The organism is Stenotrophomonas sp. 78350_Sma (assembly GCF_056482105.1).
Genome location: NZ_CM151182.1, coordinates 4311884 through 4325660 on the forward strand (window position 1 = coordinate 4311884; position 13777 = coordinate 4325660).

At 67.0% G+C, this 13777-nt stretch carries 14 protein-coding genes; 6 read left to right on the forward strand and 8 right to left on the reverse strand.

What is annotated here, in order from left to right:
- Positions 1-29: 29 nt before the first annotated feature.
- Positions 30-647 carry a CDP-alcohol phosphatidyltransferase family protein gene (locus tag ACZK4H_RS19875; protein ID WP_099554412.1) on the reverse strand — a complete coding sequence of 206 codons (618 nt, stop codon included), beginning with the start codon at positions 645-647 and terminating at the stop codon, positions 30-32.
- A 223-nt stretch (positions 648-870) separates the two neighbouring features.
- On the opposite strand from ACZK4H_RS19875, the gene purH reads away from it, so the two are divergent.
- The 3 genes from purH to purD are packed head-to-tail and all read left to right on the forward strand — an operon-like array spanning position 871 to position 4685.
- Positions 871-2454 carry a bifunctional phosphoribosylaminoimidazolecarboxamide formyltransferase/IMP cyclohydrolase gene (gene purH / locus ACZK4H_RS19880; protein WP_099554410.1) on the forward strand — a complete coding sequence of 528 codons (1584 nt, stop codon included), beginning with the start codon at positions 871-873 and terminating at the stop codon, positions 2452-2454.
- A 16-nt stretch (positions 2455-2470) separates the two neighbouring features.
- Positions 2471-3343 carry a hypothetical protein gene (locus ACZK4H_RS19885; RefSeq protein WP_099554408.1) on the forward strand — a complete coding sequence of 291 codons (873 nt, stop codon included), beginning with the start codon at positions 2471-2473 and terminating at the stop codon, positions 3341-3343.
- Positions 3344-3401: 58 nt separating this feature from the next.
- Positions 3402-4685: a phosphoribosylamine--glycine ligase gene (gene purD / locus ACZK4H_RS19890; protein ID WP_099554406.1), complete on the forward strand. Its 1284-nt coding sequence runs from the start codon at positions 3402-3404 to the stop codon at positions 4683-4685.
- A gap of 73 nt (positions 4686-4758) precedes the next feature.
- Here purD and ACZK4H_RS19895 read toward each other — a convergent pair whose 3' ends face one another.
- The 3 genes from ACZK4H_RS19895 to rpoH form a co-directional block, all read right to left on the reverse strand.
- Entirely contained in the window at positions 4759-5091 is a 333-nt protein-coding gene (locus ACZK4H_RS19895; protein ID WP_019338970.1) for a helix-turn-helix domain-containing protein, read from the reverse strand.
- Entirely contained in the window at positions 5075-5458 is a 384-nt protein-coding gene (locus ACZK4H_RS19900; RefSeq protein WP_185959227.1) for a type II toxin-antitoxin system RelE/ParE family toxin, read from the reverse strand. The genes ACZK4H_RS19895 and ACZK4H_RS19900 overlap by 17 nt, the downstream gene beginning before the upstream one ends.
- Before the next feature lie 177 nt (positions 5459-5635).
- Complete coding sequence (gene rpoH, locus ACZK4H_RS19905) at positions 5636-6511, reverse strand: RNA polymerase sigma factor RpoH (RefSeq protein ID WP_049428989.1); 876 nt, start codon at positions 6509-6511, stop codon at positions 5636-5638.
- A 358-nt stretch (positions 6512-6869) separates the two neighbouring features.
- On the opposite strand from rpoH, the gene ACZK4H_RS19910 reads away from it, so the two are divergent.
- The 3 genes from ACZK4H_RS19910 (at position 6870) to ACZK4H_RS19920 (ending at position 10454) form a co-directional block, all read left to right on the forward strand.
- On the forward strand, positions 6870-7262 hold the full coding sequence (locus ACZK4H_RS19910; protein ID WP_099604047.1) for a BlaI/MecI/CopY family transcriptional regulator: 393 nt from the start codon (positions 6870-6872) through the stop codon (positions 7260-7262).
- Entirely contained in the window at positions 7259-8788 is a 1530-nt protein-coding gene (locus ACZK4H_RS19915) for a M56 family metallopeptidase (RefSeq protein ID WP_099555256.1), read from the forward strand. Before ACZK4H_RS19910 ends, ACZK4H_RS19915 begins: the two co-directional genes overlap by 4 nt.
- A 130-nt stretch (positions 8789-8918) precedes the next feature.
- Complete coding sequence (locus ACZK4H_RS19920; protein ID WP_239503797.1) at positions 8919-10454, forward strand: serine hydrolase domain-containing protein; 1536 nt, start codon at positions 8919-8921, stop codon at positions 10452-10454.
- Positions 10455-10491: 37 nt separating this feature from the next.
- On the opposite strand, the gene ung is transcribed toward ACZK4H_RS19920, so the two are convergent.
- Genes ung through ftsE form a run of 4 tightly spaced genes read right to left on the reverse strand, consistent with a single transcriptional unit; the run spans position 10492 to position 13702 of the window.
- On the reverse strand, positions 10492-11205 hold the full coding sequence (ung, locus tag ACZK4H_RS19925) for a uracil-DNA glycosylase (RefSeq protein WP_099555252.1): 714 nt from the start codon (positions 11203-11205) through the stop codon (positions 10492-10494).
- Positions 11206-11214: 9 nt separating this feature from the next.
- Positions 11215-12057, reverse strand: a complete 843-nt coding sequence (locus ACZK4H_RS19930) for a response regulator (protein ID WP_099555250.1) — start codon at positions 12055-12057, stop codon at positions 11215-11217.
- 7 nt (positions 12058-12064) lie between these two features.
- Positions 12065-13012, reverse strand: coding sequence for a permease-like cell division protein FtsX (gene ftsX / locus ACZK4H_RS19935; RefSeq protein ID WP_099555248.1), 948 nt, complete (start codon positions 13010-13012; stop codon positions 12065-12067).
- A gap of 3 nt (positions 13013-13015) precedes the next feature.
- Positions 13016-13702, reverse strand: a complete 687-nt coding sequence (ftsE, locus tag ACZK4H_RS19940) for a cell division ATP-binding protein FtsE (RefSeq protein WP_099555246.1) — start codon at positions 13700-13702, stop codon at positions 13016-13018.
- Positions 13703-13777 lie beyond the last annotated feature (75 nt).

Consider the following 13777-nt stretch of genomic DNA (forward strand, 5'->3'; position numbering starts at 1 on the left):
CTCCTGATTGTCTTTTTGTATCTGCTTGATTAATTCGGCGAAACCGCCGCTTCCTGCAATCCCCGACGTACGCGGTTGACCATCGTCACCCCGCACAGCACTGCCATCGCAGCGGCCACACCGCTGACCGTCATCGCACCGCCCCAGCCGAACGCCAGCAGCAGGCCCAGCACGCCGATCACGAACGCGCGATCGCTCTTGCCCATCGGGCCGTCATAGCGACGGCTGGCCCCGACCATCAGCCCCAGCACGCCGGCGTACTCGCTCAGCGCCGCGGTCCAGGCCAGCAGCCACAGCGCTTCCGGGCGCACGCCCGGCACACTGAGCAGGCTCAGGTACAGCGCCGCGTCGGCGATCACATCGCACACCTCGTTCAGATAGGCGCCCAGCCGCGACTGCTGGCCGAACTCGCGGGCCAGCATGCCGTCCACGGCGTTGAGCGCCATGCGCAGCAGCATCCACAGTGGCAGCAGCAGGTACAGAAGGGGCTTGGCCGGCGCGCAGCACCAGACCGCGACAGCCACCAGCAGCGAGACCACGGCAGCGGCCACGGTCACCGAATTGGCAGTGATCCCCATGCGGAACAGACCGCGTACGACTGGACGCAACAGGTCCTGGAAACGTCCTTTCAATGCATAGATCGACATGATCCGTACCCGCTGATCCTTGGCAGTGCGGGCACAGCCTACCCCATCGCTGGCAGATTCCGACAACCCGGCTCTGGTCCGCAGCCCAGCCCCCGGATCGGGCCGGACCGGTGTGCCCGACCCGGCCTTACGCCGATTGCCACGGCAAATTACCCCTTCCAGCGCCCGCCACCGGCCCCCACCGCCTACAATATCGGCCCCGCTCCGCTGCCGATTCTGTCCCATGACTGCTGATCTGTTGCCCGTCCGCCGGGCCCTCCTCTCCGTTTCCGACAAGACCGGTCTGGTCGAGCTGGCCACTGCGCTGGCGGCACGCGGCGTGGAGCTGCTGTCCACCGGCGGCACCGCCAAGGCGATCCGCGATGCGGGCCTGGCCGTGAAGGACGTGGCCGACGTCACCGGTTTCCCGGAAATGATGGACGGCCGGGTCAAGACCCTGCACCCGATGGTGCACGGCGGCCTGCTGGGCCGTTCGGGCCTGGATGATGCGGTGATGGCTGAGCACGGCATCGGTGCCATCGACCTGCTGGTGCTGAACCTGTACCCGTTCGAATCGGTCACCGCCAAGGCCGACTGCACCCTGGCCGACGCGGTCGAGAACATCGACATCGGCGGCCCGGCCATGCTGCGTTCGGCAGCCAAGAACTTCGCCCGCGTGGCGGTGGCCACCGACCCGTCGCAGTACGCCGAACTGCTGGCCTCGCTGGACGCCAACGACGGCCAGCTGTCGGCCGCCACCCGCTTCGCGTTCTCGGTGGCCGCGTTCAACCGCGTTGCCCAGTACGACGCCGCGATCAGCAACTACCTGTCGGCGGTCACCGCCACCGACGCCGCCGTGCCGGCCCGCGCCGAGTACCCGGCGCAGATGAACTCCACCTTCGTGAAGGTGATGGACCTGCGCTACGGCGAGAACCCGCACCAGAGCGGCGCCTTCTACCGCGACCTGTACCCGGTGCCGGGCACGCTGGCCACGTTCCAGCAGCTGCAGGGCAAGGAACTGAGCTACAACAACCTGGCCGACGCCGATGCGGCGTGGGAATGCGTGCGCCAGTTCGACGCGCCGGCCTGCGTGATCGTCAAGCACGCCAATCCGTGCGGCGTGGCGGTGGGTGCCGGCAACGGCGATGCCTACGAGCTGGCCTACGCCACCGACCCGACCAGCGCCTTCGGCGGCATCATCGCCTTCAACAAGCCGCTCGACGCTGCCACTGCCAAGGTGATCCTGGACCGCCAGTTCGTGGAAGTGCTGATCGCCCCGGACTACGAGCCGGCCGCGCTGGAGTACGCGCAGAAGAAGGCCAACGTGCGCGTGCTGCGCATTCCGCATGGTGATGGCCTGAACAATTTCGACAGCAAGCGCGTCGGCTCGGGCCTGTTGCTGCAGTCCTCGGACAACCGCGGCATGACCCGCGACGAACTGAAGGTGGTCAGCAAGCTGGCGCCGACCGACAAGCAGTTCACCGACCTGCTGTTCGCCTGGAAGGTGGCCAAGTTCGTGAAGTCCAATGCGATCGTCTATGCCAAGGACAACCGCACCATCGGTGTCGGCGCCGGCCAGATGAGCCGTGTCTACTCAGCCCGTATCGCCGGCATCAAGGCCGCCGATGCGAACCTGGTGGTCCAGGGCTCGGTGATGGCCTCCGATGCGTTCTTCCCGTTCCGCGATGGCATCGATGCCGCCGCTGCCGCCGGCATCAAGGCGGTGATCCAGCCGGGCGGTTCGATGCGCGATGCCGAAGTGATCGCCGCCGCTGACGAACATGGCCTGGCCATGGTGTTCACCGGCGTGCGCCACTTCCGCCACTGATCCTGGAGCGACACGGATGTCCACAGTTTCGATGAAATCGCTGGCCGTGCTTGCCCTCGCGGGCGCGGCCGCGCTGGCCGGCTGCAAGCCTGCAGCGGCGCCTGCGCCGGCGTCGGAGGCCGCCACGCCGGCCCCTGCCGAGCCGACGGCGCACGTGAGCCGTACCGCGCGACTGCAGGCCTTCCTGGTCCAGCGTTACGGCAGCAACGCCAAGCTTTCTGGTGAATGGCGCGGCAGCTGGAACGACGACGGCGAAACCCGCGCGATGGACTGGCACGTCTGCGCCGAGCAACCGGTGGTGAGCGGCGACAGCTGGCAGCAGTTGCTGGCGGTCTGCGGCGCACTGTCCGAAGGGGCGCACATCGACCCGGGCACGATCGACTTCTTCGTGCTGCGCCCCAAGGGCGATGGCTTCGATGTAACCAGCGAACTGAGCGGCGAGCGCCTCGGCAGCGGCGGCCAGCCCGGCACCGTCAACGTCATCCGCGCCGGCAGCGACTTCTATGGCTTCCGTGTCGAGGACGGCTGGTTCGGGCAGGGCTTCTCGCTGCTCTCGCAGTCGCTGATCCTGCCGGGCCCGAACGGCCTGGTGGCCAGTGGCAGCGTGCGCAGCCATATCGACAATGACGCCCAGTACGAGTGCGACAACCTGGACGCCGGCACCGACCCGGACACCGCCGAGGACTGCCGCACCCGCCGCTTCAGCATCGATTTCGCCCTGCGTTTCGACGACAGCGACCGCAGCGCGCGCATCTGGCCGCTGCTGATCGAGGAATCCGGCACCACCTGTGGCAGCAAGCAGGTCCAGCAGGAACACCGCTTTACCCTGGACCCGAAGACCTGGGCCTATTCCTTCCCCGAATCGCTGCGACGCGAAGGCTGCGAATGAAGCACCTGCGCCGCCGGGGACATCGACCTTCCCTTCCCACGCAATCTGGAATCTCGTGATGAACGTACTTGTCATCGGCTCTGGCGGCCGCGAACACGCCCTGGCATGGAAGCTGGCCCAGTCCTCCCGTGTCACCGAAGTGATCGTGGCGCCCGGCAACGCCGGCACCGCCAGCGAAGACAAGTGCCGCAACGTAGCGGTGAAGGTCACCGACATCGACGGCCTGCTGGCGCTGGCCCAGGCCGAAGGCGTGGCGCTGACCGTGGTCGGCCCGGAAGTACCGCTGGTGGCCGGCGTGGTCGACCGCTTCCGCGCCGCCGGCCTGCGCATCTTCGGGCCGACCGCCGCCGCCGCGCAGCTGGAAGGCAGCAAGGCTTACGCCAAGGACTTCCTGGCCCGCCACAACATCCCTACCGCGTTCTACGCCGTGCACACCGACGTGGACGCCGCCCTGGCCTACATCCGCGAGAAGGGTGCACCGATCGTGGTCAAGGCCGATGGCCTGGCCGCCGGCAAGGGCGTGATCGTGGCGATGACCCAGGCCGAAGCCGAAGACGCCGTGCGTGACATGCTCTCGGGCAACGCCTTCGGCGATGCCGGTGCGCGCGTGGTGATCGAGGAATTCCTCGACGGCGAGGAAGCCAGCTTCATTTCGATGGTGGACGGCGTGCATGCGCTGCCGATGGCCACCTCGCAGGACCACAAGCGCGTCGGCGACGGCGACACCGGTCCGAACACCGGCGGCATGGGCGCGTACTCGCCGGCGCCGGTGGTGACGCCGGAAGTGCACGCCCGCGTGATGCGCGAGGTGGTGAACCCGACCGTGCAGGGCATGATCGCCGATGGGATCCCCTTCACCGGCTTCCTCTATGCCGGCCTGATGATCGATGCCAGTGGCGCGCCGAAGGTGATCGAGTTCAACGTGCGCTTCGGCGATCCGGAAACCCAGCCGGTAATGCTGCGCCTGCAGTCGGACCTGATCGAGCTGGTGGAAGCGGCCATCGACGGCCGCCTGGACCAGGTTCAGGCGCAGTGGGACGCGCGCCCGTCGCTGGGCGTGGTGCTGGCCGCCAAGCCCTACCCGGAAGCGCCGATCACCGGTGACGTGATTTCCGGCCTGGGTGATGTGCCGGCCAGCGCCAAGGTGTTCCATGCCGGTACGGCACTGGATGCACAGGGCCAGGTGGTCAGTGCCGGCGGCCGCGTGCTGTGCGTGGCCGCGCTCGGCGACAGCGTGCGCGATGCGCAGGCCAATGCCTACGCGGGCGTGGCCAAGGTGAGCTGGGCCAACGAGTTCCACCGTACCGACATCGGCTGGCGCGCGATCGCACGCGAGGGGTGAGGTAGATCCACGCCATGCGTGGATGAGAGCGCCGCGAAAAACAGAAAGGCCCGGCAATGCCCGGGTCTTTGCTTTACAGGACTGCTTCGAGACCCTTCCGATCAATCAGGTTAAGCAACTTCAGTGACGGTCCACTGGGTTTCTTTTCGCCCTGCTCCCAGCTGCGTACGGTGGAAACGCTGGTATTGAGAACCCCCGCAAAGACCGGCTGACTGAGCTGCAATGACGTACGCAGGGCACGGATCTGGGCACTGCTGTACTCAGGGACCGGCTCAAGGCAAAGCGCTTCGTAGCTGCTCAACCGACGTTTATCGATGAAGCCATGCGCGTGCAGACTCACAGCAGCATCATGCACCGCTTCAAGAAGCGCACTTTTCGCGCGCCGTCGCTCAGGGGTCTTCGTCATGGCCGATCTCCTGTAGATCCCCGTACTCCACGGCACGATTCAGCTGCGCCGTACTCATTCTCAGGAACTCCGATGCGTACAACTGCAGCGCGTCCCGTTCCGCATTCGTGATCGCAGCACGTTCATTCTTCTCGTAGCCGAAAAGGAAGAACCAATGCCCGCCTCGCTGTGTGGCGACGATGATTCGAACGCTCCCACGCTTTCCTCGCCCCGGCAGCGCAACGCGCTTCTTGAAGATTCCGCCGCCAAGATCAGCATCCACCAGACCCGCTTCCATTTCACGTACCGACCGGTACAGCGCAGCGTCGGACAGGGTGGTCCTACGCATACTGCGATTGAAACTTCGTGTGCGGAAGATGCGTGGCATGATCATACCGTGCCACTGCGTGGTACGGCGTGAACACCAGCATCCAGCACATGACCCGGTCGGCACAATCACCGCTCTGGCGTCAGAGTAGAACCACGCCATGCGTGGCCAAGCCCCGCAAACGAAGAAGGCCCGGCACTGCTGCCGGGCCTTTCACAATTGCGACGCCACCCCGCCTTACGCGGTGAACAGCGCCTTCATCTTCTTCAGCGCGTTCGCTTCCACCTGGCGGATGCGTTCGGCCGACACGCCGTACTCGTCAGCCAGCTCCTGCAGCGTCACCTTGCTGTCGGCATCCAGCCAGCGGCGACGGATGATGTCGCGCGAACGGGCATCCAGCTCGGCCAGGCCTTCGCGCAGCAGCTGCATCTGGTTGTCTTCGCTGTCGGCACGTTCGTAGGCCATCGACGGATCTTCGTCGTTGGCGACCAGGAACGCAGCCGGCGACGGCGGCGCATGCTCGTTGTCCTCGTCGGTCGGCGCATCGAAACCGATATCGCGACCGGACAGGCGCGACTCCATTTCCATGACCTCGCGCTCGGACACGTTCAGGTCCTTGGCCACCGCGCTGACTTCGGCCGCGTTCATCCAGCCCAGGCGCGTCTTCGACTTGCGCAGGTTGAAGAACAGCTTGCGCTGCGCCTTGGTGGTGGCGACCTTCACGATGCGCCAGTTCTTCAGGATGAACTCGTGCATCTCGGCACGGATCCAGTGCACGGCGAAGGACACCAGGCGCACGCCCATTTCGGGGTCGAAGCGCTTGACCGCCTTCATCAGGCCGATGTTGCCTTCCTGGATCAGGTCACCCAGCGCAAGGCCGTAGCCGTTGTAACCGCGGGCCACGTGCACCACGAAGCGCAGGTGCGAATGCACCAGCTCGCGGGCGGCGTCCAGATCGTTGCCGTCGCGGAAGCGACGGGCCAGGTCCTGTTCGTCATCGACCGACAGCACCGGGATCTGGTGCACGGCACCGATGTAGGCGTCCAGCGAACCGAGCGCACTGGGAATCGGGAGATTGTTTGCCACAAGGGCAGTAGAGGTGTTCTGGCTCATAGGCACCCATCTTAGCAGTCCGGGATTTGGACTGCTAAAGGAGGAAAAAGTTCCAGCATCCTATTGATGCAACACTGGTCCCAAACAGAGCCCTACCGTAGCGCGATTTGATGACAGTGGCGAGCACGCTTTTCGGGATTCACAATCCCTTGGAATTCAATCAATTACGCACTGAAATCCGGCCGATTCCGGTCAAGCGGAGCTGAACGGGTAGGCCCGGAGCCCCATTCAGGGCAAGGGATGTTGCCAAGTGTTCAGGCCCGAGCGCCGCAGGCCCGATGCTTTACTACTAAAAAACCCGTTGACAGCCCTGCAACCGCATGCTCCGATGCATCAACTAATTCATACGTAGATGCGCATGGCCCGCCCCGTCTCCCAGACTCCCACCCCGGCCGAGCAGGCCATCCTGGACATCCTCTGGGACAAGGGCGAAGCGTCCGTGCGCGAAGTGGCCGATGTACTCGGCGAACACAAACCGGTCGCGTACACCACAGTGCTGACCATGTTCAACGTGCTGGCGAGGAAGGGCTTTGTCAGTCATCGCCAGGAAGGTCGCGCCTACATCTATCACGCCACGCTCAGCCGCGAGCAGGCCCGCCGGCAAGCGCTCGACCATCTGCTGCATCAGTTCTTCGAGGGCTCGCCGAACGTGCTTGCGCAGCACCTGGTGGACGAACGCGAAATCGACCGCAACGAACTGCAGGCACTGCAGCAGCGCATCAGCGATGCCAGGGCCGGGAGGAAGGAATGAACCTCATCGACCTGGCGATGGCACTGGGCGTTCGACAGTTGCTGTTGTCTGCAGTTGTGCTGCTGCCCGCGCTGTGGCTCGCACGGCGGCGGGCCCTCAGTGCCGAACAACGTTCCTGGCTGCTGACCGCCGCGATGGCAGTTGCCCTGCTGCTACCGCTCAGCGCCTTCCTGCCGGGATGGTCGACCACCCTGCCCGCACCGGCACCGCCCGCAGCCGCGTTCCACCCCATGCCCGGCGAAGGGGCAACGGCGGATGAAGCCATCTTCGAAGCCGGACGACAGCCCGACATCTACTATGTTGAGCTGCCGAAGACCCTGCCGACACTGCTTGCAATGCTGTGGCTGCTTGGCACCCTGTGGCTGGGCATGCGCCTGCTGGACGCGATGCTGCACGCACGCCGGCTGCGGCGGTTGGCGCAACCGGCAACCGCCGGACTGCGCGCGGTCCTGGCCGACATCGTGCCCGCCCACGTGACGATCGCCACCTGCGCCGTCGACGGGCCGATGGTCGTCGGCCTGTGGCGCCCCACGATCCTGCTGCCGCGCCCGCTGCTGGCCCGCCTGGACAACAGCGTGCTGCGCGACATCGTCCGCCACGAGGTTGCACACCTGCAGCGACGCGACCTGTGGACAAGCACGCTGCTGCGGGCGGGAACAGCACTGTTCTGGTGGAATCCGCTCCTGCACGTTGCCCAGGTACGCCTGGCGCTACTGCGCGAAATGGCCTGCGATGCACGTGCCGCGCTGCAGGCACGCGAACCCCTGGACTATGCAGGTTCGCTGCTGGCCAGTGTCGAGCAGCTGCAGGCCCTGCGCGAGGAGGCGCCGACGCTGGCGCTGGGCATGTTCGGCGCGCGCAGCCAGTTGGCACAGCGCATCGACCAGCTCGTCGAGACTGCACCACCGGCACCGCGGCGCCGCAGCCTGCTGATGCTGGGGCTGACGCTTCTGCTGGGCTGCACGGCCACCGCGGTGGCCGTCTCACCACGGCTGGCGCCACCGTCGGCGCCCGCGTCCTCCGAAACGCGCATCCACGATCTTCTGCGCGCTGCCAGCACGCATGACCTCGTGCAGGTCCGCGCGTTGGCGACAGCGGGCGTCGATCTCGATGCGCGCGTGCTCGGCGATGGCACGGCGCTGATCCAGGCCATCCGCGCACGCGACCCGGCGATGGTCAACGCCCTGCTGCAGCTGGGGGCCGACCCTGATCGCGCCGCACTGGGCGAAGGCAATCCGTTGATCGTTGCCTCCGCCCTGGGCCTGCAACCCATCGTCGAGCAACTGGTGCAGGCCGGTGCCGACGTCAACCGGGTCGTCACCTATGACGAGACACCGCTGATCAATGCCTCGCGCGAAGGCCACCTGGTCACCGTGCAGTACCTGCTTGCGCACGGCGCCGACATCAACCTGGGCGTGGAAGCCGATGGCTGGCTGGGGCGTTGGCGGACACCGCTGAACCAGGCCGGCACTACCGCCGTGCGCGACTACCTGCTGGCGCAGGGCGCCCGCCGCGAACGACGCTGACGTCGCCGCCGCATCGCCTCCTGCACTGCGGCGCTGACCCGTTCCACCCGCAACGACCGGACGCGGCAGGCGTGCGCGGCAACGCCTGCGCCGATTCCAACCCCCTTCCACTCCTGCAAGGATGTCGATGATGAACCGCCTGTTGCTGTGTTCGCTGCTGGTCTGCCTGACCCCGTTCCGTGTGATGGCCACCGACGCCGGCGCTGGAGACGCTGCGCGTTTTGCCCAGGCAATGGCCCATGGCCTGCGCCCCGGCACGGCCCCGCTGGGTGCGGCGCTGCCGCGATGGTCGATCGAGGAACGCCTTGCCCATTACAAGGTGCCGGGTGCCGCCGTTGCGGTGATCCGCGATGGACGGGTGGTGTACGCCGCCGGATACGGCCTGCGCCAGGCGGGCACGCGCGACGCGGTGGATGCCGATACCGTGTTCTCGGTGGGCTCGGTCAGCAAGATGGGCGCTGCGGCGACCACCCTGAAGCTGGTTGCTGCCGGCAAGGTCTCGCTGGAGGAGAACATCGATCCCCGCCTGCGCCGCTGGCATGTACCTGCCGATGCGCAGGGACTGCACCCGCCGATCACCCTGCGCATGCTGCTCTCGCACACCGCCGGCTTCAATGTGCATGGCTTCCAGGACTACCAGCCCGCCGAACGCTTGCCGACCTTGCTGCAGACACTGGATGGACTGGCGCCTGCAAAGAATGAACCGATACGCCTGATCCACACACCCGGCCAGCAGGTCGACTATTCCGGTGGCGGCTACACGGTGGTGCAGCTGGCGATCGAAGACCTGACCGGCAGAGCATTCGCCGACGTCGCACGTCGCGAGGTGTTCGCGCCACTGGGCATGTCCCGCAGCACGTACCGGAACCCCTTGCCTTCCAGCTACGGCAACGTTGCCCATGCGCACGACAACAAGGGCCTGCCGGAGGCCCTGCCACGCGGCTGGCAGAGCTTTCCGGAACAGGCGGCGTCCGGGCTGTGGACCAGCGCCAACGACATGGGCCTGTTCGTCGCGGCCCTGCTGCGCAGCATCCGCACGGAGGATGGATGGCTGCCGCAGCCATTGGCCCTGCAGATGGTCAGCGAAGTGGCGCCGGCCGGTCGTGGCCTGGGACCGGAGCTGGCCGGCACCGGTGCCGGTCGCCGCTTCTTCCACAATGGCAGCAATGACAGCTATCACGCCGGCATCGAAGGCTACCCGGAGAGCGGCGATGGATTCGTCATCCTGACCAATGGCGACAACGGCCCCGCACTGCGTGGGGAGATCCGCAATGCCCTGTCCGATGCACTCGGCCACAACGCCAAGCCGGTCATCCGCACGCTGGATCCCGCATTGCTGGTGGATGGCTATCCACGCTTCAGCGGCCGCTTCGTACTCGATGACACCCTGCCCATGGATCTGCGCAGTGGCCTGGCCGATTGGTTCGACATCACCACCCTGGACGTGCAGGCGGTCGATGCTGGACTGCAGTTGCGCCTGCCCGGGCGTGATACACCGGTCGCGCTGCAGGCGCTGACACCCGTCCGTTTCCTGGCAGGCAGCGCGGGGACGGAACTGCTGTTCCATCGCGGCGGCGATGGCAGCGTGCAGGCGTTGAGCGTGATCGCCGAAGGCGCGCGTGCCTACTATCGGCGTGCGGATAGCGCGCCAGCAGCGGGCCACTGAGCCATCGCTGGCGGCGCCGGGCTCCTGCCCGGCCCGCTCAGAGCGCCGAACGCGGCGGCAGTGACCAGTCGATCGGAGCCTGGCCGCGGCGCTGCAGGTACTCATTGGCCATCGAGAAATGCTGGCAGCCGAGGAAGCCACGGTGGGCCGACAGCGGCGACGGGTGCGGCGACTTCAGCACACGGTGGCGGCGGGTGTCGATGACCTTGCCCTTCTTCTGCGCGTACGCGCCCCAGAGCATGAACACCAGGCCGTCGCGTTCGCGGTTGAGCACATCCACCACGTGGTCGGTGAAACCTTCCCAGCCACGCCCCTGGTGTGCGCCGGCCTTGCCCTCTTCCACCGTCAGCACGGCATTGAGCAGCAGCACGCCGCGCTGCGCCCACGGGATCAGGCAGCCGTGGTCCGGGCGCGGGAGACCGAGATCGCTCTCGATCTCCTTGTAGATGTTCAGCAGCGACGGTGGCACAGGTACGCCCGGCGCCACCGAGAAACTCAGGCCATGCGCCTGGCCGCGGCCGTGGTACGGGTCCTGGCCGAGGATCACCACCTTCACCTGCTCGAACGGCGTGGCATCGAACGCGGAGAAGATCTGCGGGCCCGGCGGGAACACCGCCGCGCCACCGGCCTTGCGCTGGCGCAGGAAGCTGGACAGCTCGCGCATCTGCGGCTGCAACAGGTAATCGCCGACATGCTGCTTCCAGCTCGGTTCCAGCTGGATCGTCGGGGTGTCCGCTACTTCATCAATCATTGCGCCACTTCATCGAATCAGGGGTCCATCGTTCAACCGGGCCAGACGCAGCTGGAACAGCACCTTGGTGACCAGCAGCCGCTCTTCGATCGGCTTCAGCACCAGGTCGTTGGCACCGGACTGCAGCAGCCCGGTCTGGTTGTGCGGGTTGCCGTCGCCGGTCATCACCAGCACCGGCAGGCGGCGCTTGCCGTAGCCGAAGTCCACGCGCACGCGCTGCACCACGTCGCGGCCGCTCAGCTCGCCCTTCAGGGTGACGTCGGTCAGCACCAGGTCGATGCGGTGGCGGCTGCGGCCCAGCGACTCGGCGGTGAGCAGGGTGAACGCCTCTTCGGCGCTGACCACGTGCAGCACATTCAACTGCTGGCGTTCCAGCATGCGCTTGGTGGCCTCGGCCACCACGCGGCTGTCCTCGATGTAGAGGATGGTCGCGCCGGGAATGGTCTGTGGCTGCACGTAGCCGCGAATGAAGGTCGCAAGCGCCTCGTGGCCCAGCGCCTTGTCGAAATAGTCGGTGACGTACTCGGTGAAGCGGCGCTGTTCCAGATGCTGCTGGGCATCGCCGGATACCACGATGACCGGCACGTAGGCCTGTCCGGCCGCTTCGCGCACCATCCGTGCCAGTGCCAGGCCGTCGCCATCGCGCAGGGTCAGCGAGGTGGTCACCAGATCCACCGGGCCCTGCGCCAGCGCCTGCTGCGCATCCTCGATGCTGTCGCAGCCGATCACCTCCACGCCCGGCAGGTCGCGCTTCAGGACATCGGCGATCAGCTTGCGCACCAGCTTCGAGCCATCGACCACCATCACCCGCGTGGCGGGCCCATCAAGGTGCTTCAGCGCTTGCGGTTGCATGCCGGTCTCAGGTGTCGGTCGGGCGGGTCTGGCGCAGGAAGTGGCCGGTCACCAGCCACGCGCCCAGCCAGCCGAGCAGCAGCGTGCCAAGCAGGACCAGTCCGCCATGCAGCAGGTCCAGACCGTGCAGCACGAACGGGCTGCCATAGCTGCGGGAGAGTTCGGCCAGCGGCACGCGCAGCGCGGCACCGGCGGCACCGATCAGGGCCAGCGCCACCGCACCGGCCCCCAGGCCGTACCACGCGCCCAGGTACAGGAACGGGCGGCGGATGAAGCCATCACTGGCGCCGAGCAGCTGCAGCACGCCGATCTCTTCGCGGCGGGCCTGGATGTCCAGGCGCACGGTGTTGCCGACCACCAGCGCGGCACCGACGCCGAGCAGCACCGACAGCACCTGCACCAGCCGTGCACCGAACGCCAGCCAGGCATCCAGGCGCTGGCGCCACAGTGCATCGTGCTGCACCAGGTCGGCCTCGGGCAGGCTCTCCAGCGCGCGTGCCAGGCGTGCATCGTCCTTGCCCTGGCCGGGGGTGATCACCAGCAGCGAGGGCAGCGGGTTGTCATTGAGTGCGTCGATCGCCTCGCCAAGGCCGGCATCGCGCAGTTCCTGCAGGCCCTGTTCGGGCGTGCGCACGTTCACTTCGGCCACGTCATCGCGGTCGCGCAGCTGGCCGGCCAGGCGCAGCGCGCCGGGGCCATCGACATTGCCCTTCAGGAACACGTTGATGTCGCGCGACTGCTGCACGCTGCCGGCGAACTGCTTGAGGTTGTCCAGCGCGATCGACAGGCCCAGCGGCAGGGCCAGCGCCAGCGCCATGACCATCACCGTCAGCAGGGTCGCCCACGGCTTGCGGAAGGCACGGCCGAGGCTGAACACCACGCTGTGCGCGTGGTGCTGGAACCAGACGCCCACGCGCGAGGGGGCGGCGGCTTCGCTGTTTTCGTTCTTCGCCATGCGTTACTCCGCCAGGTCCTGCGGCGAGATGTCATCCACCAGCCGGCCGTGGTCGAGGATCAGCACGCGCTTGCGCATGCGGCGCAGCAGCGGCAGGTCGTGGCTGACCACCAGCACGCTGGTGCCGCGCGCGGGCAGCTCGGCGAACAGGGCCATGATCTCCGCCGCCAGGGTCGGGTCGAGGTTGCCGGTCGGCTCGTCGGCCACCAGCAGCTTGGGTTCGCCGACGATGGCGCGGGCGATGCCGACGCGCTGCTGCTCGCCGGCGGACAGCTGCGAGGGCAGTGCCTTCTCGCGATGGCCAAGGCCCATCCGTTCCAGCACCGAGCGCACGCGCTTGCCGATGTCGCCACGGCGGGTGCCGCGCAGGATCAGCGGCAGCGCTACGTTCTCGGCGATCGAGCGGTCCATCAGCAGTCGGTGGTCCTGGTAGACCGCACCGACCGCGCGGCGGTGGCGGGGAATGTCGCCCCCACGCACCTTCAGCAGGTTGCGCTCGTCGAACACCACCGCGCCACGGCTGGGCCGCTCGTCCAGGTGGATCAACTTGAGCAGGGTGCTTTTGCCCGCACCGGAATGGCCGGTGACGAACAGCATTTCGCCCGGCGCGACCTCGAAGCTGACATCGGTCAGCGCCTCGTGGCCACCGGCGTACTGTTTGCTGACATTGTCGAAGCGCAGGACACTCATGCCCTGATTATGCAGGACCGGCGCGACGGATCGGTAGCGCCGGGCCATGCCCGGCGAAAACCGTCCGGCCTGGTG